Origin of the sequence: Cysteiniphilum sp. QT6929, from assembly GCF_030035755.1 — a bacterium.
GTDB classification, from domain to species: domain Bacteria; phylum Pseudomonadota; class Gammaproteobacteria; order Francisellales; family Francisellaceae; genus Caedibacter; species Caedibacter litoralis.
Map to the genome: position 1 here is coordinate 1 of NZ_CP103983.1, position 25,279 is coordinate 25,279.

Below are 25,279 nucleotides of genomic sequence, written 5' to 3' on the forward strand. Positions count from 1 at the left end.
GTATCGCATTCAGTTCAAGTTAAACTACAGCTGATTTACCCACAAATCGCGAATGCGCCCTAATCTTCGCGAGGCATATAGTAGATATTGTCAATGCTGTTATCTTGCGTAAAAAGAGACTTAAGCTCTTGTTGTCGCTCCTCAAATGCGTCTGATACATATTTTAGGAAGATAAGCCCTAATACGACATGCTTATAATTAGCCGCATCCAAATTGTTGCGCAGTTTATCGGCAGCTGCCCATAATTTTTCATCAAGTGCGTTTAGAAACTCTTGCTCGGCGTATTGTGTCATGATTTAAAATTCCTTGCTCTGTGCAGATATGGCATCAGCGATGACCTATTTTCTATAGCGAAGGATTATAAGGAAAAATAATGGGCTAAGCCAACAACTATTGTTTCATTGTTTTATAGCACCTTGATTAATACTTTTTATCGTACTACTATAAAAAGAACTGAAAGAGCCAGAGTTTAGATATGTGGGAAATAAAGTATCTTGAAATAGTAGAAAAATGGCTAGATGCACTAACTATTCCCCAATATAAATCAGTTGCTAAGGAACTTAAGCTGTTGGAGATGTGTGGTAATAAACTTAAACTCCCACACAGTAAAACACTTGGTGGCGGATTGTTTGAGCTAAGGGAAAGAAAATTTGGCTATAGAATATATTATAAATTTGAAAAAGATTGCGTGGTTTTGTTATTGCATGCTGGTGACAAGACATCTCAACAAAAAGATATAAAGAGAGCTAAAAAATTATTAAAGGAGATTCATTTATGAAGATTGAAAGTTTTTCAGAGCACCTTGAAAAAAGGCTTGATAAAGAAGAAATTAAAGAAATTGAACAAGCGGCTAAAATTGAATTTGATGCGCTGAAAGCATTACAAAATGAAGTGTCACAGGCAGTGATACACTATATGTCTGATAACAATATAGGCTTTAATGACATGGTTTCAAAGCTAGGTAAAAGCCCATCACAATTATCTAAAATAATTAAAGGAGAGGCTAATTTAACAGTATCTACCATAGCTCAAATATCTTCTATTATGGGTTACAAGCCTCATTTACACTTTGCTAGATAGGCGGTTTGATAAAGTATTTATAAGGTTTTAATGGTGTTTTTTGGTGGAGGCGGCGGGAGTTCTTACTGCACTTGGCTTCCTGCCAAGTTTGCAAGTCGGCCTTTCGCAATCCGTGCTTCAGGCGTTCGCCAGTAAAAAGCGCAATCGCTTTTTATAATCTGGCTCACCTCGCGTCCCGCGAGTTCAACTGCAACGATAAATAAGTATATGAAACGTCATTGGTATATTATGTATTATTGATTTGGTGGAGGCGGCGGGAGTTGAACCCGCGTCCGCAAACTCGCCATCTTCAGATCTACATGCTTAGATTTATCTATTATCTTTAACTTAAATTTGCCCGATAAATCAGGGCAGCATTTAAGCGAGTCTTAAGGTTTAACCGCAGTGTTTAGACAGACACCTTGGCGATCTTGTGAAAGAGATGAACGAACGTAAGATAGATCCACAAGCAAATACTATCGGTTCGTGCGTATCTAGGTTCTTAAGCTAGATTAAGCAGCTTTACGAGCAGCGAAAGCTGTGTCGTTAGCTACAACGCGGTTTGCTTTATTTTTGCCAGTTATTAGCAAATTGTAACGTGTTTTACGAGGCAGATACACCCTCGGCATGCACCGTAAGACATTGACATTCCCGTCGAAGCCATATTCGCCCCCCAGTGAGGTTTGTTATTGTAGGTAAGGGCAGCAATAAAGGCAAGTGGCAAGCTAAGTTATTTTGATTTTTTTGCGCATTTTAATGATTTTGACTTTTGTGCAAATCGGGCATAGATAATAATACCAATCAGAGGTGCTAATAAACCAATAACTGAGACGGTGATTAACAGTACGCCTAGCTCACTATAGTTTGCCGGTGTGGTAATGGTGTTATTGCTATGATCCACGACTTCACGTGTGACGACAAAGATTTGATTAAGATATTTGCTAAATAGAGATCCTGCAGTTAAGGCTAAATTCATAAAGCTTGCCATTAGGGCAAACCAGGTCGCGGCATTGCCCTTGGGTGCGTAGCGTGCGATAAGGGCTAACATCGGAATCATTGCTAGTTGGGCAAAGGGTGAGGCAATCGCGCTATCAATGAGCACAATCGTGCGTGCACCAAAACCAAAATAAACCATTGTCCACTCATGTAAACCATAATAAAGTGCGATAAGTGGTAGCTCTAATAAAAAGCCTGCAACAGTGAGCCATAATAGCACCCATGCGATCGATTTCTCGGTGATAAGACGCGCGAAAAACCACATGCCAACAATCGACATAAAAGCACCAATTTGTGAAAGTGTGCCAAAAAAAGCTTTATCAAATCCAAGCACATCGATCATAAACCATTGCGCGCCGGGCCCAGCTGTAGGTGAGGCGCGAAAGATAAAGATCATAAGGGCGGCGACAAAAATAGCACGCAATAAATCTCGCGGTAATTCTTTGGTAATGGATTTAAGTAAATAGATAATAATCACTAACGATACGATAAAGACAACCTCTTGGGCAAAGGGAATATTACTCAAACCGATTACAATAATAAAAACAGCGTAGATCAGCCCACCAATAAGTACTGTTTTGTTGATTGGTTTTCTCGGTACTTTATCCAAGCGAATACATAAAATACCGGTAATACTAATCAGTGGAATAACTAAGGTCAGCAAAAATAGATTTTGATAACTCATTACTTGCGCAAGCCAGCCACCAAGACCTGCCACCAAAAACATACCTAAGCTTAAGCTTAGGCGCCCCAAAAGTTGAACCATTGCCAAGTCTTTGTCGATATCTTCTTGTGGGCGTCCCTCGCGTTCAACCACCTCAACACTCATGGCATCAGCAACAACATCCTGTAAGACAACGCCAAGAACAGTCAGAAGTGATGATACAAAGAAAAGCGTATTATCGGGTGCTAAAGCCACGACAAAAGACCAGCGCCCAGCGAGTCCTGCCATAAGTAGAGAGCCACAAACCATTAAAATCGCTGCAAGGTAGATATAGGCTTTGCGTTGTGAGCCAAACAAGGGTAGGCTGTCAACAAATTGCCCAAAAACCATTTTGATATTCCATGGCAAGCTTAACCATACACCAATAACAATAAGGCTTTCAGCCGATAAGTTTAATTGCTCTTTGACAAAAAAGGATTCACCAATGCCCGAGAAGATGCTGCAACCATAGGCAAAATAAACCATCAACAGCGGCAAATAACGCAGGCGCATCGCCTTGATTGGTTGGATTAAACTATCAACTTGCATATTAAAATCATCCTTGCCTGATATTCCCTGTAATGTTAAGCATAGCCAAGATTATCTAATTTACAAAAATCATATCAAACGCACTAATCACGGCATTGTTTTGCCATGTTTTATGATACAATTGCCGCGTTTTATTAAGCTAAATATCAAAAAGATCAAAGATTCAACAGAGGTTTTAATATGGCTGGTCACAGTAAATGGGCAAACATTAAACATAAAAAAGCAAAAGAAGATGCTAAGCGCGGTAAGGTGTTTACTAAGCTTATTCGTGAGATCACCGTTGCTGCACGCTTGGGTGGTGGGGATAAGGACTCAAATCCACGTTTGCGCGCGGCAGTGGCAACTGCGTTGTCAAATAACATGACCAAAGATACGATTGAGCGCGCAATTAAAAAGGGTGCTGGCGGTGAAGAAGGGGGTAACTTAGAAGAAATTCGTTATGAGGGTTACGGTCCCGCGGGTGTTGCATTTATCGTTGATTGTATGACCGATAATCGCAATCGTACGGTGGCTGAAGTGCGCCATGCCTTTACGAAAGCCGGCGGTAATTTGGGTACAGATGGTTCAGTAGCATATATGTTTAATAAAAAGGGCATTATCAGCTTTGATGCGGGCTTAGATGAAGATATGGTGATGGAAGTCGCCATTGAAGCTGGTGCTGAAGATGTCGTGAGCTTTGATGATGGTGCGATTGATGTCATCACCGATCCCAATACGTTCTCAGAGGTTAATGATGCTTTAGAGGCTAAAGGCTTAAAGGCGATCTCAGCCGAGATTACGATGGATGCGGATGTTAAAACCAATATTGACGATGCCGAAATCGCACAAAAAATTATGAATATGATCGATCGGTTAGAGGATCTTGATGATGTGCAAAGCGTTTATAGCAATGTCGAGTTTGACGAAAGTGTAATGGATGCGCTTAATTCGTGATTATCTTAGGCATTGATCCGGGCTCGCGTATTACTGGATTTGGTGTAATTAAAGTTCAGGCAAAAGAATGCTTGTATGTTACCAGTGGCTGTATACGGATCACTAAAGAAGCAACTGCTGAGCGCTTAAAGCAAATTCAAGATGGCATTAATGATATTGTTGCCGCTTATCAACCAACGGAAGCGGCAATTGAGCAGATCTTTATGTTTCAAAACCCAGGTGCTGCATTAAAGCTCGGGCAAGCGCGCGGTGTCGCAATGTGTGCTTTGGCAAATCAAAATCTCATGGTTAACGAATACTCAGCTAAGCAGGTGAAACAAGCCGTTGTTGGCAATGGTAATGCAACAAAGTTTCAAGTGCAGCATATGGTGCAGTCTTTTTTGCAATTAAGTAGCAAACCACAAGCCGATGCCGCGGATGCTTTGGCGATTGCGATTTGCCATTTTCACAGTCGCAATAGTTTGCAGTTTATTCCAGGGGCTAACAAAATAGTGCGAGGAAGATTAAGATGATTGGAAGAATAAAAGGTGAGCTTATCGAAAAGCAGCCGCCATTGATATTGGTTGAAGCCGCTGGTGTTGGCTATGAGATATGGGTGCCAATGAGCTCAATTTACAAGCTTGGTGATATTGGACAAGAGGTGATATTGCATACCCATTTTGTTGTGCGTGAAGATGTACAACAACTCTATGGCTTTGCGACTAAGTCAGATCGCAGATTATTCCAAGAGCTTATTAAGATCAATGGCATTGGTGCTAAGATGGCGCTAGCGATCTTATCAGGTATGGATGGGGTCACTTTTGTTAGCTGCATTGAGTCACAAGATCATGGGTTGTTATGCACGATTCCTGGTGTTGGTAAAAAAACGGCTGAGCGTATTATTATTGAGATGAAGGATAAGATCACAAAATTAGTCCTTGAGTTAGGTGCTCTAACGCAGAATATACCGCATACTACAGAAGATAGCACAAGCCTCGCTCATTCAGGTAATACAAGCTATCAGGCAAGCTCAATGATACATCAAGCGGTTGATGCACTGGAAGCACTTGGTTATAAGCGTAAAGAAGCGGAAAAATACGTTCAAAAAGTCAAAAATGACGCTGATAGTGTCGAAAGCCTTATCCGTTTAGCGTTGCAAGGGACGCAAAAGGTGTAAAAGACGTAAAGGTTATTTGCTATAAAACATTCTTCACTTAAATAAAAACTTTGTTAAGCTAATCAGCGAGTGTCCTACTTGGCAAAATGGAAAATAAGAAAGGTGAGAGATTAGCTTATGAAGAAAATTAAAAAAATGAGAAAAATCGTTAAAACATTATCGTTACCACTCATAGGTATGAGCTTAATGTCATCAGCAGTTGCAATGACAAATTACCAAGGTCCCAATCAGACGAAAGCATTATTTATATTACACAATGCGCATACGAATCCTTTATATAAACCTGTGCTTGAGGTACCTGCCAAAGATAACGTAAAAGGACATGCCAATGTGTATCAAGGTGAATATGCCGTATATATTCCTGTCAAAGGTAACAAGCCATTACTGACTCTGTTAAAAGAAGTTAATACGTTGGCATATCCTGATATGGCAACAAGAGTTATGACAACGCCGCATATTAGTATTATTCAAGGTGTATTTAAAGGAAAAAACTATCAAGAGTTGGTTGCAGCGGTTACCCAGTTGGCGAAAAACACCAAAGCGCAAGAGGTGACTTTAGCCAAAAACTTCAGCGTGGCAGGGGATACCTTATCTTTGGATGTTGCCGGAGATAATGCCTTTTTGAATGGGCTTAATGCAGAGTTAACTGCCAAAACGCATCCCAATGCACCAACACATCAAACGATTGTTGCTATTGAAGAAGGGCATGCTGATCTTACGCAAATGCAAAGCGGTAGCGCGTGGCGTGATTATAATATTCCAGGCAGTAATCGCTCTCATATTACAGCGGTTTATAACAAAGGTAATAGTGAATTGGCTACCAAAGCAAATAAGTTACTCAATGACAAAAGCTATAGTGTAATGGCTGATAGCATTGCGATTGCCAAAATGGATGATAATGGCAATTTATATGGTAAACCACTTTTTGTTGCTCAATTCAAATCATGACTTTAGTGCGTTGTCCTTGGGCAAACTCAAGCCGTCAGATGCGAGATTATCATGATCACGAGTGGGGTGTGCCACTATATGATGAGCAAAAACTGTTTGAGTTTTTATGTTTAGAAGGAGCGCAAGCAGGCTTAAGTTGGCAAACGATATTAAAGCGACGTGATAATTATCGCCAAGCTTTTTGTGACTTTCAGATTGATAAAGTTGCAAACATGACCTCAGATGATATTGAAACTTTAATGCAAAACCCTGGTATTATTCGTAATCGTCTTAAGATCAAAAGTGTGATTAACAATGCTCAGGTTTGGCTTCAACTATCCAAAACACAATTGATGGTTGAGGCGCTTTGGCAGTTTTCCCCTAAAGAAGCAATTATTTATAGGGAGCATGAAATGATTCCAGCATTCACTGAAGAGTCAAAGCAGATGAGCAAATGGCTTAAATCACAAGGTTTTAGCTTTGTTGGACCAACGATATGTTATGCCTTCATACAGGCAACAGGGATGGTTAATGATCATTTAAGCTCATGTTTTGTCTTTGATGCCAAATAGAACAACAGTAGCAATAATCGCCATAACAAGTATTAATAAGGCAATTAGCAAGTTGGGCGCCAAAGGTAGCGATAAAGCAAAGCCACTGATAAGGCCTGCGGCAAGCATGCTAATGCAGCCATATAAACTACCCACTGCACCTAAACGCGCTTTAAAAGTGACAATGGCTAACGTGCTACTCGTTGGAAAAATGACACCCGCGGCAAAGTTAAAGATAATCACTGCCAGCATGATAAATTCAAGGCTATGGCTAAAGAATACGGCTTGAATGGTAATGAGAATGCCTGAGAGCAAAAAAAGCATCACAGCAATGGCTTGAGAGCGTTCAATAGAAATATATTTAAGTGCCATACCATTGGCAAACATACCTACAGCAATAAAGGCTTCACCAATGCCAAATACAATGGCGTAGTGGATTTCGCTTAAACCAAAATATTGTTGAAATAAGAAAGCGCTCATTGATAGATAAGCGATGATAGCGCCCATAATCGTGCTTGAGATTGTCATGTTTTTAATGAATGTTTTATTCTTTATAACCCATAGATAGGTTTTAACGGATAATTTGGCTGAAAGGCGTTTTTTGGGGTTCAGTAGAGTCTCAACCAAATAGATATAGGCGCCAATATAACAGATTACACTTAAAGTTAAGATGAAAATAAAGTCTGCACGCCAATGATAAACGTGTGCTAAGAATGCACCAACGATTGGTGCAATCACAGGTGCCATTAAGGTGCCAATACCCATAAATGACATAAAACGCGCATATTTGACTTTATCAGGAATGACATCACGCAAAATAACACGACCTAATGACATAGGTGCTGCCATACCAATGGCTTCAAGTGTGCGTCCAACCATCAGCATGCTAAAGTTTAGACTAAACACGGTAATCAGTGTGCCAACAATGCTAATAGCAAGGCCTGTAAGAAAAATTTTGCGTCGTCCAAAGCGTTCTGACAGGGGACCATAAATAAGCTGCGCACAGGCAAAAACAATAAAATAATAGGTAACACTAAATGCTAATAAGTGGGCTCCCGTGCCAAAATCCTCACTAATACTTGGTAACGAAGGGACATAAATATCAGAGACAAAAATACCTAGCATCGAGGTAACCATAATAATAAAAACGAAAATAACCTTCGCCGATGTAGATGCTTTAATATGTAACATGATGCCTGCCCAATAACTAAACTTTTAATGTTGTAAAACTTTCAAAAATGAACGAAAGTTCAGTATAAAGTAAAACAATTTTTTGTGCCAGACGGATTCCGGGAAAGTTTGTAGTGAAATTGTAATCATTGGGTGTTTAATTAAAACAACTAAAACAGATGTTCAGATGATTCATTGGTTATTAAGCAGTTACTATCAGCATATATGCGTTCTTGATCACATTCACGCGTATCAAATAGGTTTTGATCATATAAGTGACTAGGGACAACATTACTCAGTGATGCAAAGATATTCTGTGGAATAATCGGGTTTTGTTGAGCTAACTCGTGAATGAGATTTTTTACCTGCTGACGCTTTAGGTTTTCCTGCGTGCCACATAGGTTACATGGGATAATTGGAAAAGCTTGCTCTTTGGCAAAGCGGGCAATATCACGTTCTTGGCAATAAACCATCGGTCTGATCACCACATTTTGCTTATCTTCAGTTAATAGCTTGGCAGGCATTGATTTAATCTTGCCTTGATAAAACATCGACATTAATGCCGACTCAATTACATCATCCCGATGATGACCAAGCATGATCTTATTAATGTGGTTATCGCGTGCGAAACGATAGATATTACCGCGACGTAAGCGTGAGCATAACGAACAATAAGTTTTATTTTCAGGCACTTTATCAATCACGACAGAATAAGTATCACGCTTTTCGATAATATATGTAATGTTGTGATCTTCAAGATATTGTCTTAATCCAGAGTCATCCCAGCCTGGTTGGGTTTGATCTAAAGTGTAGACAATTAAATCAAGTTCATAAGTGCCGTTGGCGACTAAATCGTGCATGACTTTAACCAATGTGAAAGAATCTTTACCACCGGATAAGCAAATCATCACCTTGTCACCTTTTTGCAGCATTTTATAATCGGCAACGGCTTTGGTGATATAAAAATGAAGTTTCTTTTCTGTTTGCGTCATGGTGTTATAGGCTCTTTTTAAATAAACGCTCTTTTTCACGTTTCCAGTCATGCTCTTTAGAAGCTTGGCGTTTATCATGCAGTTGTTTGCCTTTGGCGATTGCGATCTCAATTTTAACGCGTGAGCCTTTCCAGTACATTGCCAATGGTACAATCGTGTAGCCTTTGATATCGACTTTACCTAAGAGTTTATTGATTTCTCTACGGTGCAATAATAGTTTTCGCGTGCCTGCAGGAACAGGGACAACATGTGTTGATGCAGAGTGCAAAGGTGTGATCAATGCATTAAAAAGCCAAGCTTCATTGTTTTTAACATGAATGTGACTATCGGTTAATTGCACACGACCTGCGCGGATGCTTTTGATTTCCCAACCTTGGAGCACAATACCTGCTTCAAAGCGCTCTTCAATTAGGTACTCATGAAAAGCTTTTTTATTTTTAGCAATCGTACTACTGGTTGCCGTTGATTTTGGTTTTATCTTTGCCATTGTTTTGCAAAATAGTGCATAAGCGTTACAATAGCCAAGATTCTAACATGAACTTATGACATAAGAGAAACACTATGACAACAATTCATCGAACGGCATTGGTTGAATACAGTGCTAAAGAGATGTATGACCTTGTAAATGATATTGATAAATATCCTCAGTTCTTACCCATGTGCCAAGCAGTAGAAGTGCACATGCATACCGAAACCGAAGCTGAGGCGACACTCAAAATTGCCAAAGGTGGCGTTAAGATTGATTTTGGTACGCACAACGACATGATTCCAAACAAAGAGATTAAGATACGATTAATCAAAGGTCCCTTTAAGCGTTTATTAGGCGTGTGGCATTTTATTCCTTTAAATGACAAAGCCTGTAAAGTGACACTTGATTTAGAGTTTGAATTCTCCTCCAAAGTCATGGCATTAGCATTAGGTGTTGTTTTTAATACGTTGGCTAATACGATGCTTGATGCTTTTTGTAAGCGTGCGAAAACAGTGTATGGGGCAGAAGCTGTATGAAAGTAGAAGTGATTTATGCTAACCCTCAAGCGCAAAAGCTATATCAACTTGAGTGTGATGAAAATATGACGGTCAAAAATGTGATTACACAAAGTGGGGTGTTAAGTGATTTTCCTGAGATTGATTTAACGACACAATCAATAGGCATTTATAGTGAAGTTGTGACACTTGATCATATTGTAAAGCCTGATGATCGTATTGAAATTTATCGCGAATTAACCATTGATCCCAAAGATGCCAGAAGAATTCGCGCTGAAGAAAAGCGCAAAAAAGATGGATTAAAACTGTTTGGGGCTTAAAAGAGAGTAAAGATGGTAATTAAAAAATCTCAGTTATATTCATCACTACGGGCAATTTGTGATGAGCTACAGTTAAGCATTAACTATTATTTTGTGGGATTCATGCAAACAAAGGCTGTTGTTATCGATATTGAGAGGACAGATAGATGAGCTTTCCTAAAGATACTCAATTTATGAGCCTAATTAATGATATTGCCATTATTATTGAAAGCAGTAGGCAACAAGTACGTCAAACGGTCAACCATGCGATGGTTCAAAGCTATTGGGAAATTGGTCGGCTAATAGTTGAACATGAACAAAAAGGCGAAAGTCGAGCCGCTTATGGTAAGCAGCAGTTACAGTTACTTTCAAAAGAACTTACCGAGCGCTTGGGAAAGGGTTTTGATGTAGGTAACTTACGTAATATGCGCCAATTTTATATTACTTTTCCAATTCGCTACGCAGTGCGTAGTGAATTGAGTTGGACGCATTACCGTATTCTTATGCGCATAGATAGTTTGGTTGCACGCGAGTGGTATTTGCAAGAAGCAATTACGCACGACTGGAGCGCCCGAGCATTGGAACGTCAGATCAGTAAATTATATTATGAGCGATTGTTATCAAGTAAAGACAAAGAGCTCGTGGAGTCAGAGGCGGCACAAGCAACAAAACTTTTGGCAGAAGGTGCTAAAGACTTTTTACGAGATCCTTATATTCTAGACTTCCTTAATCTTCAAGATAAAACCTATCAAGAAAGTGATCTTGAAAAAGCAATTATTAGTAATTTGCAACAATTCTTATTGGAGCTAGGTAAAGGTTTTGCATTTGTAGAACGTCAGCAACGTATTCGCTTTGAAGATGAAGATTTTTATATTGATTTAGTGTTTTACAACTTTAAGCTTAAGTGTTTTTTATTGGTTGATTTAAAGCTAGGTAAACTTAAGCATCAAGATATTGGACAAATGGATACTTATGTGCGTTTGTATGATGAGCAGAAAAAAGGCAAAGATGATAATCCAACCATCGGTTTAGTGTTATGCAGTGAGAAAAGTGAAGCAGTTGTTAAATACTCGATATTATCCGATCAAAAGCAGCTATTTGCTGCAAAATATCTGCCTTACTTACCGACAGAAGAAGAGCTGATAAGAGAGCTTGAGCGCGAGCGGATGCAAGCGCTGATGAAGCTCAATCAGCTTAAGGGTGATGAAAATGAGTGAAATAGACAGCTTACCAGATAATTATCAAGCTTTGCTGGATAGTCTTTCGAGTGCTTACTTGCAAGGGCAAAACCAAACGTATTATGCTATTAATAGACAATTGGTAGAAACTTATTGGCAAATCGGTAGATACATAGTGGAGTATGAGCAGCAAGGTCATAAGCGAGCCATTTATGGCAAAGCACTGCTAGAAGCACTTTCAAATGATTTAACTTTGCGTCATGGTCGAGGGTTTAGTCGAAGTAATTTAACTCGAATGCGCCAATTTTATGTGTTGTATCCAAATTGTGCGACGGCGTCGCACAATTTAACTTGGTCACATTGGGTTGAGTTATTGAAAATTGATGATGACATGGAGAGAAACTTTTATCTACAACAATCACAAATAGAAAAATGGTCATTACGTGAACTCAAGCGACAAAAGTCATCTTCATTGTTTTTGCGTCTTGCTGCAAGTAAAGATAAAAAAGCGATTTTAGCGTTAGCTCAAAAAGGGCAATTAGTTAAAAAACCAAGTGATTTATTAAGGGATTCATATGTTTTTGAGTTTTTAAAAATTCCAGAACCTTATCATATATCTGAAAATAACTTAGAAAGTTTGCTTTGTGATCATCTTCAGCCTTTTTTGTTAGAACTTGGCAAGGGTTTTACTTTTGTTGGTCGACAATATCGTATTACCTTAAATAATACACATTACAAGGTTGATTTAGTGTTTTATCATCGAATTTTACGCTGTTTTGTTTTGATTGATTTAAAGCTTGGCGATGTTGAGCATTATGATATTGGTCAAATGAATATGTACCTTGGTTATTTTGCTAAAGAAGAAAATATTAAAGGGGATAACCCACCAATTGGTATTATCCTTAGCCGAAACAAAGATGAGTTATTAGTAGAATATGCAACTTATAATCTAAATAGCCAGTTATTTGTGCAAAAGTACCAACTCTATCTTCCTGATCGTGAAAGTTTAAAGAAAGAGATTGAATTGGCTTTGCAGGAGGCAGAAGGTGAGAAATAGCACCCAATTAGATCATAAAGTGCCTTGTGTCTATAAACTAAGCGAAGTAGAAGTGATGCCGGAGGATCGGGCTTCTTCCTATGGATAAGTTTTTACCTACTTGGCGAATATGCAAAGATCGCTTGAATGCCGAGCCCCTAGTGCTTGAAAATTAAAAATTAAACGTTGGAGAAAAACATGAGCATTTGGAAAACACCTGTAACACTAGCGCAAATGAATGAGCGAGGAGCTGGTTTATTCTCGGATACTTTAGGTATTCGTTTTACTGAGTTAGGTGATGATTATTTATTAGCTGAAATGCTATTGCAAAAAAAACACAAGCAGCCAATTGGGATAATGAATGGTGGCGTTTCTTGTGGTATTGCAGAAACCGTTGGCAGCACTGCCGCGAATTATGCCGTTGATCTGACAAAACAATATTGTGTTGGTTTGGATATCAATACCAACCATATTCGTCCGGCAACAGAAGGTGTGTTAACGGCTAAAGCCTATCCACATCATATAGGGCGAACAACACATGTATGGGCAATTGAAATTATCGATGAAAAGGGGCGTTTGATATCGATCAATCGTTTAACGATGGCTGTCAAGGATCGCTAAATTGCAAAATGCAAAACTCAAATGGCAAGAGACAGGTGAACCATTCTCAGATGAATTTGCGGATGTTTATTTCTCAAAACAGAATGGGCTTGCCGAGAGTGAATATGTTTTTTTAGATGGGAATCAGCTGAAAAAAAGATTTGAAAATCTTGATCAAAATGCACATTTCGTGATTGCTGAGACAGGTTTTGGTACGGGGTTGAACTTCCTTGCGACGCTAAATCTTTGGGATAAATGCACACCTAAAACGGCTAAATTAAGCTTTATAAGTTGTGAGAAATATCCGTTAACTTATGGTGATTTAGAGAAAGCATTATCGATATGGCACGAGCTTAAACCCCAAGCTGATCAATTACTTCAGGCTTATCCAAATAGCTTTTATATTGGTGCAACATCTTTAAATATCACTGAAAATATCAATTTAACGTTATTAATCGATGATGCAGCAAATGCGTTGGCAGCAATTGATCTAAGCATTGATGCTTGGTTTTTAGATGGCTTTGCTCCGGCTAAGAATCCTGATATGTGGTCGGATGATTTATTTAAAGAGATTTATCGCTTAAGCCATGGCAAAACAAGCTTGTCTACCTTTACTGCAGCGGGTTTTGTTAAACGGGCGCTCGAAGCTCAAGGTTTTGAAGTGAAAAAACAAAAAGGTTTTGGTCATAAACGTGAAATGATTTGTGCTGTTGTTAAAGACACAAAAAAATTGGCACAAACCAAGATTAAACCGTATTTTGCCAAACCGCAATTAACACTAAGCAAAAAGCAGAAAGTTGCAATTATTGGTGCCGGAATGGCAGGGTGCGCGTTAGCCTATGAGCTAAGCCAATTAGGCTTTGAAATTGATCTATTTGATCAATATGATGATATTGCGCAAGGTGCCTCAGGTAATCCTTATGGCATATTAAAACCTTATATTACAGCCGATGCTAATATCTCTGATAACTTTCATACCCAAGGCTTTGTGCATACCAGAGATTATATTTTGAAGCATAAAAGCGAGATTGATTTTAATGAATGTGGTGCTTTGGAGTTATTAAGTGATAAAAAAACACAGTTACGTTTTGACAATATTATCAAAAAGCGTGCCTATCTTCATGGTTTGCTGCAAATCGTTGATGCAGCAACAGCTTCTGAAATTGCAGGCTGTGATATTTCAAAAGCTTGTGCTTATTATCCAACGGCAATGATGGTTAATCCTTACTCGTTATGTCAGAGCCTCATTCGTAATAGCAAAAATGTGAATTTGTTTTTATCGCATCGCTTAGATGAATTTGTCAGATCAGATAATACATGGCAGCTGAGATTCACTGATAACAAAAAAAATCATAGAGGATCGTTAGTATACGATGCGGTGGTTTTTGCTGGCAATGCCTTGCTTATAAAAGACCTTGAGGCATTTAAACATATAGAGGTTTATCCATCATATGGACAAATCACTCAGGTGCAAACTTTGTTAAATAATAAAACAATCATACTTGATCAAGGCTATATTTTGCCAAGTGTTAATGGCAAACAGCTTATTGGTGCGACATTTCGTGATAATAATGATTTAATGGCTGAAGTGCGTCAGAGTGACCACAATGTTAACTTGGCTCAATTAAGCCATGTTATTGATCCGTCAGTAGATATGAAAATCATCTTGGGACGTGTATCATTACGCTGTGTCACTGCGGATCATGTGCCGATGATAGGTGCCATTGCTGATAACGTGAAGTTCATTGAGCAATATTATCAACGGTTACAAAAGGGTGTTATTTTAAAGGCGCTGCCTCAAGCAGAATATCTCTCAGGGCTTTATTTATTGACTGGTTTTGGTTCAAAAGGATTATGCTCAATGATGTATGGCGCTAAGATATTAAGTCAATTGATGAGCAATGGACGCCAAGCGTCAATGCCAAATTATCTTATAGAGGGATTGCATCCCTTAAGGTTTAATATAAGAACTTTTAAAAAGAGATAAGCTTTTCTTCAAGTTTTAACTATAATGACGGCTGATAATGTAAGAATAATAAATGGATATTAAAAGATCATGGGAATAGAGAAATCGCCAATAACAAACAAGCAAAGTAAAGCGATATTAATTACTTTATTTATTGCTGCTGGGTTTATTCTGGCATATCCGCAAGCAATGATGGATATCTATTTGCCGGTATTGCCTTATTTGGATAAAGCATTAAATACCTCAAAAGAAATGGTGCAGTATACGGTAGCATTTTTCCTGTTGGGTAGTGCAATTTCACAACTTATTTCAGGTGTGTTATCCGATCGCTTTGGGCGTGTGCGCATACTAATTTTAGGGTTACTTATTACGATGTTAGGTAGTGCTTTGTGCCACGTTGAGCATACGATAGAATGGATGCTTGTTGGACGGATTTTACAAGGCATTGGCGCTGGTATGGCGGCTGTGTTAGCACGTGTCATTGTTGCGGACTCTTTTCAAGGCAAAGCTTTTTCAAAAATCTATGCGCTTCTTATTGCATTTTCAGTATTTACTGTATCAATTTCTCCGGTGATCTCAGGCTACTTAATGCAATACCAAGGATGGCATAGTGTCGTTAGCTTTATGTTTTGGTATGCTTTGATCATTGCGTTAATCGTAGGTTTTGGATTGATTATTGGTAGAAATGCCATTAAATCAACTACTTCACATATAAAAATAAATATCGCACAAGTAATAAAAATCATGTTTAATCTACGTTTTCTAAGTGCTACGCTGGTGATGTTTTTTGTTTATGGTGTTGTTGCTAGTGTGCTTTTAACCTACCCTTATATTTTTGTTCAAGTTTACCATATGCCGGTTGCAGCATTTGGTTGGGTTATTGCATTGGTTATTTTATGTATGCTGATTGGTGCATGGTTGAATAGTATACTCCTTAAAAAATATACGATGATGACGTTGGTTAAAGTGGCACTCATTGTCATGTTTATTAGCATGATTGGTGTGACCTTATCATCAAATACCAGTACTTATATTACTGATATTATCTGTCTATCTGTGTTTTGGCTTGTCTATCTTTGGGTTTATCCCAATATGATTGCCATTGCAACATCCGTTTACCCAGAATATAAAGGTACAACAATCGCGATCTTTAGCTTCATTCAGATTATTGGTGGCTTTGTATTTACCGCGTTAGGTGCTTGGCATGTCTTAGATACGGTTTATGAGCTTGGCGTTACTGGCATGATCGGATTACTGTTAGCGTTAATCTCTTTTTTCATTTTGCAACGCTCAAGCCTATAAATTCAATTTACCCTTTTAAGCCACAACATATAAATGACTAAAATAATGATGCTTAAGCTTGAAAGAAAGGTAAAAGCAATCGGCATTGACAATATATCGCTAAAGGGTAATACGGTCACAATTGCTGTGATAAGTGAAGCCGCACCCATTTGAAAAAAGCCCATCATTGCTGACGCAGATCCTGCTGTTAAGGTAAAAGGAGCAAGTGCCTTGGCGGTGGCGATTGGAATAACAAACGATATCCCAGTAAAAAGGATGATTACGGGTGTTAATAAGCTGTATAAATGAACGATGTCAAGTGACATAAAACACAAGAGCATAATTGCACCTATAAGACTAATAATCATGCCAATGAGTAAGATTCCGTTTTGACTGATTTTGTGTACCAAGTAAGTGCATAATACTGATCCAATCATAAATGCCAATACAATTCCTGCAGCAATGACAATAAACCAGATTTTGTCTAAGTGAAGTATATTAATGACAATGCCTGGCGCTTCAACCAAGCAGGCATAAACCATACCAATATTAAGCCCTAAGAGACATAAGTAAACAAAATAGCCACGCGCTTGATATAACTTAAAATAGTTAATAACGAGCTTCTTGGGACGAGTCGCACCATAGTTCTTTTGACGTAGTGTCTCAGGAAAGAGAAAAATCACGGCAATAAGTAGAATAATAGCTAAAACAAATAACACAATAAAATTTGTCTGCCATGAGATAAAGGTGCCGACAATGGCTCCTGCCCCTGGAGCAATAGCAAAAGCGGCATTCATCTTGGCAAATACTTTGCCTTGATCTTTTAAGGAAAATGCATCGCGTACGGCGGCACTTGAGATAACAGCACCAGCACAGGCACCAAACCCTTGTAGGAAACGAGCAAAAATGAGTAAGGTAATACTAGGGCTAATTAAGCAAACGATTGAACCAATAAGAAAAATAACTGCACCAGTAATCATAATCGGTTTACGCCCAAATCGGTCAGAAAAAGGACCATATAGTATCTGACTGATAGAGTAACCTAAAAGATAAAAGGTAATGGTTAATTGAACATTATGGTAAGGTGTATTAAAGGCTTCGGCAATGCTTGGCAAAGAGGGTGCATAGATTGTATCGCCAAAGGGACCCACTGAAATCATCAGCACCAGAATAAACAAAGAAGGGGCAATAAATGCCGCAATTTTCTGTGAAGTGTTCGTGCTAGACATTTACAATATGTTTTTATAATTGGATAGCAGCAAGTGTGCCACTGTTGGTTTGGGCAATGATCGATTTGCCCGTAGCAATAGGTGTAGCACTAATACCATCACCACCAATTTCAACACGTGTGAGATACTTACCTGTTTCGGCATTAAAGATATGCATATAGCCTTCATAATCACCCACGGCAATCATGTTATTAATATATAAAGGCGCTGATGGCTTACGTCCTTCAAGCTCAGTGGCTTGCCAGAGCTTATCACCTGTTTTGAGATTATAAGCGGTAATGTCACCTTTAGTATCAGTTGTAAAAATAGCCTTTTGTCCTAACGCTATATTGCGATAAATAGACGCTTTTTTCTGCCAGTTCATACTACCTAGTTTAGTGTTGAAACTAATCAAATTGCCTTGGAATGTTGCGACATATAGCGTGTCATTATGAATAATAGGTGTGGCAGTGATATCAACCATCTGTTGCGCGGGTGAGCCTGATTGAGGTAAAGCAATCGGGTTATCCCATTGTTTTTCACCAGTGGCTGTTTTTAAGCCCCATAAGCTTCCAGATGAAGTGCCAGCAATTACTAAGCCTTGGTAAACGATAGGTGAGCTGTTGCCAACTAACATTAAATCAGGCGTAGCAATGCTTTGCGTCCATAGTTGCTTACCATCTTTAAGATTATATGCTGAGATGCTACCGTCATGTGTTTGTGTGTAGATGACGTTATCAACAATAGTGGGCGCTGAGAATAAGCTGCTTGGTAATGCGCTTTGCCATAGCACTTTGCCAGAGCTGGTATCCACTGCCACTAATGTGCCACGCAGGCTACCGACAACGGCAACATTACCATTAACCGCAACTGCTGAGCTTAACTGCAATTTAGTATCGGTTGACCATAAACGTTTGCCTGTTGTTGCATTTACCGCTGATATATATCCGTCATAGCTTGATGTGTAGATCACACCATCTTCAATCGCAGGTGTTAGCGTTAAATCAATTTGCCCATCATTGCCATTGCCGATATTGGTATCCCAGACGTATTTAGCATCTAAGCTTGATTTAAATTCAACAAGTGGCTTAGGTGGCGTGTCATTACTTTTATTACCACAAGCAACTAAAGCGCCACCAAATAAAGCAATCAGTGCGGTACTTAGAATAATTTTTTTAGTATTTTTGATTGTTAACTTTGTCATATGTTTATCCGTTTATCCGTTATCATTTGCTTAATGCAGCAAGATTATCGATTTTCATTTGTAATAAGCTTTTAATATTTGCTAACTCTGGCTTGTCGGCTTGAGATAGTGCGCTTTGCCAGTATGTTTTCGCTTTGGCATAATCTTTGTTGGCAAAATAAGCATCACCCAATAGCATATTGCTTGAGAGACTAAAGCCCGCCAATGTGATGCTATTAAGTGTTGCAATGGCATCAGTTGTTTTGTTTTGTGCTAATTCAACGCGGGCAAGGCGAAGCTTGGCAATCGCTTGAAGATTTGGGTTAAGCGTATTATCAGCGACCTGCTTAAGGCTCGCTGCTGCTTGGTCTAATTGATTTTTCAAAACCGATTGCTTAGCAATTTCCAAACGCGCAAAATCAGCATAAATTGATTTAGGATAAAGTGAAATCAGGTTTTGTGCTTGATTTAAAATCGCCTCTGAATTACTTGATGCATTATCAGCAATAAGGGCTAAATTTTGGTAAAGCTCAGCTGCTTGCACATTATTTTCAAGCTTTCTTTTTTGCCAATATTGCCAAGCGATGATAAGTATTAAAATAACGCAAATTAGTGTTACTAGCTTCGAGCCATATTTTTTCCATAAAAGCTTTACTTTATCTAACTCATTACTATCCAATTGTTCAGCCATATTTATTGTTCGTCTTGATCAAAACATTGTGTGGCAATATATCATAAAGCGTGGTGTCACTGTAGTGTATTATCGGCTTTTGCTAGATAAAAACGGCAAAATGTTTGAGATAAGTGATATCGATTGTTTTAAATAATCTGTTGTGCATTTTGTGCCAGTATTCGATGTATTTGATCTTTAGAAAGATTAAAAATGTCAACCAACAGATCGCGTGTTTGCAATAGTGATAATGGTGTGTTTATTTCGTTAGCACTATTTGGTATCGACATATCAGGGGAATCGGTTTCCAGTAAGATATTTTCAATGCCGATGCGTTTTAAAACATTGGGTAATTTGCTATTAGGGTAATGCAAAATACTGCCAATACCCAGTTTAAAGCCAAGCTCGCAATAGGCTTTTGCAATATTAAAGCTACCAGAGAATGCGTGAATAATGCCGCCATTCGTAAAGTGATGATGCTTTAATGTGGCAATCATTTCATGATGTGCTTTAACACTGTGAATGATCACCGGTTTTTGTAAATCTTGGGCAATCGCTAATTGTTCATTAAAAAAGAATACTTGCTGATCAAAACTCTCGATAAAGCGCTTATCTAAACCGATTTCACCAACCAGTGGAATGTGATGTGCTAGAAGCCATGATTTCAGTGCACTAAGGTGTTCTTTCTGATGTTGTTCAACAAAACATGGATGTAAGCCCAATGCTGGTGTGATGGATGGGTATTTTAAACTTAAATCAATTACTCTTTGCCAGTTACTAAACGCTACAGCCGGGTTAATAAAATGAGTAATGTCTTCTTCAACACACTGATCTAAAAGATTGTTGCGCATGCGGTTAAAACAAGGAAAATCAAGATGGCAGTGGCTGTCTATAAGCATAAAAGTAAGTGTTATTTACACATCATGCACAATATTGTAATGCAAATACATGTTTTATTGCTATAGTCAATAAGGGTTTGATGTTCAATGGAGGAAAAATAATGGAGTTTATTCATAATATAGTCGCGTCAATCAATGGTTATGTATGGGGTCCATACATGTTAGTGCTTATCTTAGGCGTTGGTTTGTTTTTGATGTTGGGCTTAGCGTTTTTGCCGCTAAGGAAACTAGGGTTTGGTTTTAAGTTATTATTTAGACGTCACTCAAATGACACTAAAGAAAAAGCAGGGGAAATCTCGCCTTTTCAAGCATTGATGACGGCACTCTCAGCAACGATTGGAACAGGTAATATTGCAGGGGTTGCAACGGCCATTGCCATTGGTGGACCAGGTGCGATATTCTGGATGTGGTGCACGGCATTAGTTGGAATGGCAACGAAATATTCCGAAGCGGTATTAGCGGTAAACTTTCGCGAGGTTGATCAAAAAGGGGCTTATGTTGGTGGTCCTATGTATTACATCAAGAACGGCTTAGGGAAACGTTTTGTTTGGCTTGGTGTGCTTTTTGCTATTTTTGGCTCTATCGCCGGATTTGGCATTGGCAATATGGTGCAGATTAACTCAATGGCAGATGTTATTGATAAAAACTTGTATATTCCTGCTTATGCCACCGGTACGTTTGTTGCACTATTAGTTGCCTTGGTATTGCTTGGAGGTATTAAGCGAATTGCCGAGGTTGCCAGTAAGATTGTTCCGTTTATGGCAGTGGTCTATTTTGTCAGTTGCTTTATCGCGATTGCTTTAAATATTAGCGCTTTGCCAGGGGCTTTTGCTTTGATTTTTAACTATGCATTTAGTCCAATTGCTGCCACTGGTGGCTTTGCCGGTGCTGGTGTGATGCTTGCCATTCAGATGGGTGTCGCACGCGGCGTGTTTTCCAATGAGGCGGGTTTGGGATCTGCTCCTATTGCACATGCTGCAGCTAAAACCAATAGCCCAGTCAAGCAAGGTACAATTGCGATGCTGGGCACATTTATCGATACGATTGTCATTTGCACGATGACAGGGCTTGTTATTATCTTATCTGGGCAGTGGAGCGGTGGCTTAAATGGAGCAAGTCTCTCATCAGAAGCGATGAATACCTTAATGCCAAATTTTGGCGCCTGGGTAATTACCTTTGGTTTGATTCTGTTTGCATTTACGACAATTCTAGGCTGGAGTTATTATGGTGAGCGCTGTGTTGAGTTTTTGTTTGGTGTGAAAGCGATTATTCCTTTTCGGATAGTTTGGGTTATTGCAATTCCAATTGGTGCGGTGTTAAAGCTTGATTTTGTGTGGTTATTAGCCGATACCTTAAATGGCTTAATGGTGCTACCAAACTTAATTGCATTGTTGTTATTAAGCCCAGTAGTATTTAAATTATCGCATGCCTATTTTCGTGAAAATACGCATAGTTCCCCCAAAAAATAATCATTAGCTTTTATCAATCTGAATCGATAGCGCATGGATTTGAGTTTGCATGAGCTCACCTAAACAAGCATAGATTGCTTGATGTGCCTTTAATGTGCTAAGTGAACTAAGCTGTTCACTGGCAATGCGCAATTTAAAGTGCGATTTCCCCGCTTGAAACTGTTTATGTTTTTGATGTTTATGCGTCTCGTCAATAAGCTCTAGTGTAGAAGGTGAGAACGCTTTCTCAAGTTTATCAATAATCTCTTTCTCTAATGTATTCATATAATCAGCGGATGATGCGTGTTGGTGTAATAATGGTGTCCATTTTAATGTCCCAATCATTCATTGCAATGGACTTATGTTCAAATTTGTCAAATTGTTGCTCATCAAAGGCAATACCAACAAATTCAGTTTGATTAAAGGTTTTGCATAATGCTAATGAGCTATCATAAAATCCACCACCCATACCAATGCGATTTTTATGTGAATCAAAGCCAACCAGTGGCACGATAATCATATCAAGCTCCCATGGGGCTAAAATGTCTTTGGCAATAAATAAGGGCTCTTCTAGGTGATATTTATTAAGTCGTTTGCTCTCTGTTTCTTTAGCAAAAAAAAGTTGGCGCTTTTTAAATGGGTGTAATACCGGATAGTAAAGCGCGTGAGTTTCACTTAAAACCTCATCAATCCATCGTGGTGAGATTTCCTCATCAGATGCGTAGTAGCTTGCTATTTTTTTTGGACTTGAAGTTAATAAAGACTCGTAATAGTCAAAAAAAATCGTTTGCAGTTCTTTAGCATATGTTGTTTTTTGTGTCTTAGAAATTGCTTGCCGTTGTTGGCGTAAAGCTTGGCGAATACTTTGTTGCATAGCAAATATCAATATCAGAAATAAAGCTCATTGTATGAGAAAAAATACAAATAAGTCGATGCAAAATTGTAGATTGTAAAAATAAATCTAGCCGCGTGTATAAAATCTGCTTAAAAATGTTTTCAATATCAGCAAAACGGCATATGCTGTTTTTTATCTTTTTATTAAATACTGAGTGTCAATGACCGTCCATCTACATAGCTGTGATAAAAAGACTTAAGTAAAAAACGAGGGAAGTATGTAGAACAGGTAATACAGGAGGAAAATATGACAATTCAACGTCTACAGGATCAATCAAAAGCTTTGACAGAAGTGATTACACTTTTTTCAAAAGAGGCTAAAGTCTACGCACAAGATATTGATAACTTGGCAAGTCAGTATTATTTAAGGATGACGCTAGAGGAGAAGCGCCAACATCGTTTTGATGGCGCGGTAGATGTAGTAATGGGTATGGCAACGGTGGCTGCGACGTTTTTTGGTGGTCCATTGGGCTACGCAATTGCTACCAGTGTTACCAGTATCTATAAGGCATCACAGGTTGATGGAAGCTTAAAAGAGCGTGTTGCCAATACGTTCCTTGTTGCTGTGACATCGAGCCTAACGAATTATATTGTGGCCAAAACCATTAGTGCGGATATTCGTGGCTTTAGTATGACTGATCCAATGACCGGCAAAAAAAATTATGATTCGACAAATGAGTTTTATACTGCAAAGTATAAGGCTCAGAACTGTATTAATGAATTTCTAAACACTATGGTCAAATCTGGTGATCGTGGGGCAATTGACAGCAAAACAGTTGAAGAAAAGATTGACTATTTGCAGCGCAATCAAGATAAATATGCTGAATACGCGTTAAACCAAGCTATTTTAATGGTGACCTTGCGTTTGTATCATCTTAAATCAATAACAAAGGGTGTGAATTATAAAACCAACTTGTTATACATTAGTCTTGCTAATCTTGTTGCAGCTGTTCAACCGGCGGATCGTCATCTAGGAACCAAAGCGCGAGAGGTCTACAATCGCTTTTATGCCGACAAGGACAAACTGGGTAACATGACCCCCGAAGAAGTTAAACAAGTGCGTCAAGAGCTGCTTAAGAAAGTCATTCATTCTGAAGTGATGGCACGTGATACAAGCTATAATCGCAAATATAAAAAACTCAACTTCACAAATAATGGACTTCAAAGTGAATTGCTTGAAAGCTATCCTGTTTATGAATTAAGGCAAGTTGGTCAAGCTAGACAAGCCGAATATAGCATAACGCGAGAGCAGTTTTTTAAAGTGATTGACACCAAGGTCACCTTATGGGCGTATTTTGATGATTACAATAGCTATTTCAATAAAAAGCTAGGTGCTGAAGTGAAACGAGAGATCATTAAAATCATTCCTGATAATTATCAAAAGCATTGGAAAGAAACCTTTGGAAATGATTTGCGTGTACGCGACTTATCAATGGTCTATTTAATCAAAGTCATTCCTGAATTTATTTTAAATGAGCCTATATTTAGCTCATCGCTAATAGGTGAGAACTTGAGTGATGCGATGAATCAATATTTGAGTGCTATATATAATGGCATTGTGAGTGCTTGTTATTTTTATTTAGAATTTTATTCATTGCGCAATCGAGTGGCTGGTCGATCTACTATTAGGCAAAGAGATATTGATGATGCCGTTACCTTGAGTTTTTGCTTGGCAGAAAAAATAAAAGGAATTCTGTGCGCGCCTTTATATCGTGTTAAGGTTGATGCTGCCGTATCACCGCTTGGCAAAGAAAAGCTTAAAATCTATGGGCTTGGTGAAGAGCATTTAAACGAACATAATCAAAAGTTAAATAGCAATGCTTTTTTAACCTTAGTTAATGCTTTTGATCTAAGCAAGGTCAAAGGCTTTTCAGAAGATAGTACCCCCGTAGATCATGGTATATCTGACAGACAACGTAATGAGCTTGCCACAAAAGTTTTTGATCGACTTAAAACGTTTATCTTATCTTGGGATATAGTAGCAGCGGCGCCATATGTTGCTAATCATGTTAACGATTACCAAATGCATGCAGAGATTAATCAAGCATTTGCGGATGTGTTGCCAAAGCCAACAGCTATTTTGAGTTTAACAAAAACAGAGATCACTCATGCGCAGATTACGCATGCGGGGGAAGACTTTAAAAACATCAGTGAATTTTATCAGGATCGTGGTAATCAGCGCTATGTATCAGGCGGTATTGCGGTCAAAACAGGGATGGTTGAAGCTGGTAACGAGCGAACAGAGTATGGGAATTACGGTGAGAAATATTTACAGCATTCGCTCACAAGCCTGAATACAAAGGTTGGGGCAACAAGTCAAAAGCCTGAGCTTAATAAGGCATCACGCTATTTTGCATTACAAAAGAGCTTTCTAAAACAGCGTTTGAGTTTACAAGCCTATCATCATAAAAAAGCGAGTATTGAAGATGTGCTTGAGAATATGGAAGAAACAATGCTTCTAATCACTGCTGAGTTGTTTGCAGATGAAAAAGAGGTAATTGAAAATATAAAAAATAGTCAGCAAAAGGAAATTCAAGAACAAAAAGAAAGAGCTTGACTCTTAGCGCAGTTGCCAGACTATGTTGATTAGCTATGAA

27 protein-coding genes and 1 other RNA gene are annotated in these 25,279 nt (G+C 38.7%); 16 read left to right on the plus strand and 12 right to left on the minus strand.

Annotation, left to right across the window (positions count from 1 at the left end; all coding sequences use genetic code 11):
- Positions 1–59 precede the first annotated feature (59 nt).
- A complete protein-coding gene (locus tag NYP54_RS00005) occupies positions 60–293 on the minus strand; it encodes a type I restriction-modification system subunit M N-terminal domain-containing protein (RefSeq protein WP_283156606.1) in 234 nt (77 codons plus the stop codon).
- Between the two features lie 182 nt (positions 294–475).
- On the opposite strand from NYP54_RS00005, the gene NYP54_RS00010 reads away from it, so the two are divergent.
- Together NYP54_RS00010 and NYP54_RS00015 are read left to right on the plus strand one after the other, a co-directional pair.
- Entirely contained in the window at positions 476–778 is a 303-nt protein-coding gene (locus tag NYP54_RS00010; RefSeq protein ID WP_283156607.1) for a type II toxin-antitoxin system RelE/ParE family toxin, read from the plus strand.
- The gene (locus NYP54_RS00015) at positions 775–1,080 is read left to right on the plus strand and encodes a helix-turn-helix domain-containing protein (protein ID WP_283156608.1); all 306 of its coding nucleotides are present in this window, start codon (positions 775–777) and stop codon (positions 1,078–1,080) included. Before NYP54_RS00010 ends, NYP54_RS00015 begins: the two co-directional genes overlap by 4 nt.
- Positions 1,081–1,322: 242 nt before the next feature.
- On the opposite strand, the gene ssrA is transcribed toward NYP54_RS00015, so the two are convergent.
- Positions 1,323–1,733, minus strand: a transfer-messenger RNA (tmRNA) gene (gene ssrA, locus NYP54_RS00020).
- A gap of 56 nt (positions 1,734–1,789) precedes the next feature.
- Entirely contained in the window at positions 1,790–3,307 is a 1,518-nt protein-coding gene (locus NYP54_RS00025; RefSeq protein ID WP_283156609.1) for a hypothetical protein, read from the minus strand.
- 180 nt (positions 3,308–3,487) lie between these two features.
- Between NYP54_RS00025 and NYP54_RS00030 the strand changes: the two genes are divergently transcribed.
- The 5 genes from NYP54_RS00030 (at position 3,488) to NYP54_RS00050 (ending at position 6,895) form a co-directional block, all read left to right on the plus strand.
- Positions 3,488–4,240 (plus strand): YebC/PmpR family DNA-binding transcriptional regulator, encoded by a 753-nt coding sequence (locus NYP54_RS00030; RefSeq protein ID WP_283156610.1) that lies wholly within the window; start codon positions 3,488–3,490, stop codon positions 4,238–4,240.
- Complete coding sequence (gene ruvC / locus NYP54_RS00035) at positions 4,237–4,752, plus strand: crossover junction endodeoxyribonuclease RuvC (RefSeq protein WP_283156611.1); 516 nt, start codon at positions 4,237–4,239, stop codon at positions 4,750–4,752. The genes NYP54_RS00030 and ruvC overlap by 4 nt, the downstream gene beginning before the upstream one ends.
- Entirely contained in the window at positions 4,749–5,396 is a 648-nt protein-coding gene (gene ruvA / locus NYP54_RS00040) for a Holliday junction branch migration protein RuvA (protein WP_283156612.1), read from the plus strand. The genes ruvC and ruvA overlap by 4 nt, the downstream gene beginning before the upstream one ends.
- 117 nt (positions 5,397–5,513) lie before the next feature.
- Positions 5,514–6,344, plus strand: a complete 831-nt coding sequence (locus tag NYP54_RS00045) for a hypothetical protein (protein ID WP_283156613.1) — start codon at positions 5,514–5,516, stop codon at positions 6,342–6,344.
- A complete protein-coding gene (locus NYP54_RS00050; RefSeq protein WP_283156614.1) occupies positions 6,341–6,895 on the plus strand; it encodes a DNA-3-methyladenine glycosylase I in 555 nt (184 codons plus the stop codon). The genes NYP54_RS00045 and NYP54_RS00050 overlap by 4 nt, the downstream gene beginning before the upstream one ends.
- Here NYP54_RS00050 and NYP54_RS00055 read toward each other — a convergent pair.
- From NYP54_RS00055 to smpB, 3 genes are all read right to left on the minus strand, one after another.
- Positions 6,869–8,065 carry a Bcr/CflA family efflux MFS transporter gene (locus NYP54_RS00055; protein ID WP_283156615.1) on the minus strand — a complete coding sequence of 399 codons (1,197 nt, stop codon included), beginning with the start codon at positions 8,063–8,065 and terminating at the stop codon, positions 6,869–6,871. The two genes, NYP54_RS00050 and NYP54_RS00055, sit on opposite strands and share 27 nt — an antisense overlap.
- A gap of 149 nt (positions 8,066–8,214) precedes the next feature.
- Complete coding sequence (gene ttcA, locus NYP54_RS00060; RefSeq protein ID WP_283156616.1) at positions 8,215–9,036, minus strand: tRNA 2-thiocytidine(32) synthetase TtcA; 822 nt, start codon at positions 9,034–9,036, stop codon at positions 8,215–8,217.
- 4 nt (positions 9,037–9,040) lie between these two features.
- Positions 9,041–9,523 (minus strand): SsrA-binding protein SmpB, encoded by a 483-nt coding sequence (gene smpB / locus NYP54_RS00065; RefSeq protein WP_151193601.1) that lies wholly within the window; start codon positions 9,521–9,523, stop codon positions 9,041–9,043.
- 74 nt (positions 9,524–9,597) lie between these two features.
- Between smpB and NYP54_RS00070 the strand changes: the two genes are divergently transcribed.
- From NYP54_RS00070 to NYP54_RS00100, 7 genes are all read left to right on the plus strand, one after another.
- Positions 9,598–10,041: a type II toxin-antitoxin system RatA family toxin gene (locus NYP54_RS00070; RefSeq protein WP_117002697.1), complete on the plus strand. Its 444-nt coding sequence runs from the start codon at positions 9,598–9,600 to the stop codon at positions 10,039–10,041.
- The gene (locus NYP54_RS00075) at positions 10,038–10,340 is read left to right on the plus strand and encodes an RnfH family protein (protein WP_283156617.1); all 303 of its coding nucleotides are present in this window, start codon (positions 10,038–10,040) and stop codon (positions 10,338–10,340) included. Before NYP54_RS00070 ends, NYP54_RS00075 begins: the two co-directional genes overlap by 4 nt.
- A gap of 146 nt (positions 10,341–10,486) precedes the next feature.
- A complete protein-coding gene (locus tag NYP54_RS00080; protein ID WP_283156618.1) occupies positions 10,487–11,536 on the plus strand; it encodes a PDDEXK nuclease domain-containing protein in 1,050 nt (349 codons plus the stop codon).
- A complete protein-coding gene (locus tag NYP54_RS00085) occupies positions 11,529–12,554 on the plus strand; it encodes a PDDEXK nuclease domain-containing protein (RefSeq protein ID WP_283156619.1) in 1,026 nt (341 codons plus the stop codon). The genes NYP54_RS00080 and NYP54_RS00085 overlap by 8 nt, the downstream gene beginning before the upstream one ends.
- A 177-nt stretch (positions 12,555–12,731) precedes the next feature.
- A complete protein-coding gene (locus tag NYP54_RS00090; protein ID WP_283156620.1) occupies positions 12,732–13,154 on the plus strand; it encodes a hotdog fold thioesterase in 423 nt (140 codons plus the stop codon).
- A gap of 1 nt (position 13,155) precedes the next feature.
- Positions 13,156–15,120: a bifunctional tRNA (5-methylaminomethyl-2-thiouridine)(34)-methyltransferase MnmD/FAD-dependent 5-carboxymethylaminomethyl-2-thiouridine(34) oxidoreductase MnmC gene (gene mnmC / locus NYP54_RS00095; protein WP_283156621.1), complete on the plus strand. Its 1,965-nt coding sequence runs from the start codon at positions 13,156–13,158 to the stop codon at positions 15,118–15,120.
- A 69-nt stretch (positions 15,121–15,189) separates the two neighbouring features.
- Positions 15,190–16,401, plus strand: coding sequence for an MFS transporter (locus NYP54_RS00100; protein WP_283156622.1), 1,212 nt, complete (start codon positions 15,190–15,192; stop codon positions 16,399–16,401).
- Between the two features lie 2 nt (positions 16,402–16,403).
- Here NYP54_RS00100 and NYP54_RS00105 read toward each other — a convergent pair whose 3' ends face one another.
- The 4 genes from NYP54_RS00105 to NYP54_RS00120 form a co-directional block, all read right to left on the minus strand.
- Positions 16,404–17,609 (minus strand): multidrug effflux MFS transporter, encoded by a 1,206-nt coding sequence (locus tag NYP54_RS00105; RefSeq protein ID WP_283156623.1) that lies wholly within the window; start codon positions 17,607–17,609, stop codon positions 16,404–16,406.
- Positions 17,610–17,622: 13 nt separating this feature from the next.
- Positions 17,623–18,792: an outer membrane protein assembly factor BamB gene (bamB, locus tag NYP54_RS00110; RefSeq protein ID WP_283156624.1), complete on the minus strand. Its 1,170-nt coding sequence runs from the start codon at positions 18,790–18,792 to the stop codon at positions 17,623–17,625.
- Between the two features lie 22 nt (positions 18,793–18,814).
- A complete protein-coding gene (locus NYP54_RS00115; RefSeq protein ID WP_283156625.1) occupies positions 18,815–19,462 on the minus strand; it encodes a tetratricopeptide repeat protein in 648 nt (215 codons plus the stop codon).
- Positions 19,463–19,590: 128 nt separating this feature from the next.
- Positions 19,591–20,340, minus strand: coding sequence for a TatD family hydrolase (locus NYP54_RS00120; protein WP_283156626.1), 750 nt, complete (start codon positions 20,338–20,340; stop codon positions 19,591–19,593).
- Positions 20,341–20,441: 101 nt separating this feature from the next.
- Between NYP54_RS00120 and NYP54_RS00125 the strand changes: the two genes are divergently transcribed.
- Positions 20,442–21,809 carry a sodium:alanine symporter family protein gene (locus tag NYP54_RS00125; RefSeq protein ID WP_283156627.1) on the plus strand — a complete coding sequence of 456 codons (1,368 nt, stop codon included), beginning with the start codon at positions 20,442–20,444 and terminating at the stop codon, positions 21,807–21,809.
- Between the two features lie 3 nt (positions 21,810–21,812).
- Here NYP54_RS00125 and NYP54_RS00130 read toward each other — a convergent pair whose 3' ends face one another.
- Positions 21,813–22,073, minus strand: a complete 261-nt coding sequence (locus NYP54_RS00130) for a BolA family protein (protein ID WP_151193590.1) — start codon at positions 22,071–22,073, stop codon at positions 21,813–21,815.
- A gap of 4 nt (positions 22,074–22,077) precedes the next feature.
- Entirely contained in the window at positions 22,078–22,662 is a 585-nt protein-coding gene (locus tag NYP54_RS00135; protein WP_283156628.1) for a 5-formyltetrahydrofolate cyclo-ligase, read from the minus strand.
- Positions 22,663–22,929: 267 nt separating this feature from the next.
- Here NYP54_RS00135 and NYP54_RS00140 point away from each other — a divergent pair, with 267 nt between their 5' ends.
- Positions 22,930–25,239: a hypothetical protein gene (locus tag NYP54_RS00140; RefSeq protein ID WP_283156629.1), complete on the plus strand. Its 2,310-nt coding sequence runs from the start codon at positions 22,930–22,932 to the stop codon at positions 25,237–25,239.
- Positions 25,240–25,279 lie beyond the last annotated feature (40 nt).

Coding starts and splice junctions, on each gene's coding strand:
- ttcA (WP_283156616.1), bottom strand. CDS start 9,036: ATGACGCAAACAGAAAAGAAACTTCATTTTTATATCACCAAAGCCGTT.
- NYP54_RS00005 (WP_283156606.1), bottom strand. CDS start 293: ATGACACAATACGCCGAGCAAGAGTTTCTAAACGCACTTGATGAAAAA.
- NYP54_RS00105 (WP_283156623.1), bottom strand. CDS start 17,609: ATGTCTAGCACGAACACTTCACAGAAAATTGCGGCATTTATTGCCCCT.
- NYP54_RS00125 (WP_283156627.1), top strand. CDS start 20,442: ATGGAGTTTATTCATAATATAGTCGCGTCAATCAATGGTTATGTATGG.
- NYP54_RS00100 (WP_283156622.1), top strand. CDS start 15,190: ATGGGAATAGAGAAATCGCCAATAACAAACAAGCAAAGTAAAGCGATA.
- NYP54_RS00090 (WP_283156620.1), top strand. CDS start 12,732: ATGAGCATTTGGAAAACACCTGTAACACTAGCGCAAATGAATGAGCGA.
- NYP54_RS00070 (WP_117002697.1), top strand. CDS start 9,598: ATGACAACAATTCATCGAACGGCATTGGTTGAATACAGTGCTAAAGAG.
- ruvA (WP_283156612.1), top strand. CDS start 4,749: ATGATTGGAAGAATAAAAGGTGAGCTTATCGAAAAGCAGCCGCCATTG.
- NYP54_RS00010 (WP_283156607.1), top strand. CDS start 476: ATGTGGGAAATAAAGTATCTTGAAATAGTAGAAAAATGGCTAGATGCA.
- NYP54_RS00140 (WP_283156629.1), top strand. CDS start 22,930: ATGACAATTCAACGTCTACAGGATCAATCAAAAGCTTTGACAGAAGTG.
- NYP54_RS00015 (WP_283156608.1), top strand. CDS start 775: ATGAAGATTGAAAGTTTTTCAGAGCACCTTGAAAAAAGGCTTGATAAA.
- NYP54_RS00030 (WP_283156610.1), top strand. CDS start 3,488: ATGGCTGGTCACAGTAAATGGGCAAACATTAAACATAAAAAAGCAAAA.
- NYP54_RS00075 (WP_283156617.1), top strand. CDS start 10,038: ATGAAAGTAGAAGTGATTTATGCTAACCCTCAAGCGCAAAAGCTATAT.
- NYP54_RS00130 (WP_151193590.1), bottom strand. CDS start 22,073: ATGAATACATTAGAGAAAGAGATTATTGATAAACTTGAGAAAGCGTTC.
- NYP54_RS00135 (WP_283156628.1), bottom strand. CDS start 22,662: ATGCAACAAAGTATTCGCCAAGCTTTACGCCAACAACGGCAAGCAATT.
- NYP54_RS00045 (WP_283156613.1), top strand. CDS start 5,514: ATGAAGAAAATTAAAAAAATGAGAAAAATCGTTAAAACATTATCGTTA.
- NYP54_RS00120 (WP_283156626.1), bottom strand. CDS start 20,340: ATGCTTATAGACAGCCACTGCCATCTTGATTTTCCTTGTTTTAACCGC.
- bamB (WP_283156624.1), bottom strand. CDS start 18,792: ATGACAAAGTTAACAATCAAAAATACTAAAAAAATTATTCTAAGTACC.
- NYP54_RS00055 (WP_283156615.1), bottom strand. CDS start 8,065: ATGTTACATATTAAAGCATCTACATCGGCGAAGGTTATTTTCGTTTTT.
- NYP54_RS00080 (WP_283156618.1), top strand. CDS start 10,487: ATGAGCTTTCCTAAAGATACTCAATTTATGAGCCTAATTAATGATATT.
- NYP54_RS00085 (WP_283156619.1), top strand. CDS start 11,529: ATGAGTGAAATAGACAGCTTACCAGATAATTATCAAGCTTTGCTGGAT.
- smpB (WP_151193601.1), bottom strand. CDS start 9,523: ATGGCAAAGATAAAACCAAAATCAACGGCAACCAGTAGTACGATTGCT.
- NYP54_RS00115 (WP_283156625.1), bottom strand. CDS start 19,462: ATGGCTGAACAATTGGATAGTAATGAGTTAGATAAAGTAAAGCTTTTA.
- NYP54_RS00050 (WP_283156614.1), top strand. CDS start 6,341: ATGACTTTAGTGCGTTGTCCTTGGGCAAACTCAAGCCGTCAGATGCGA.
- NYP54_RS00025 (WP_283156609.1), bottom strand. CDS start 3,307: ATGCAAGTTGATAGTTTAATCCAACCAATCAAGGCGATGCGCCTGCGT.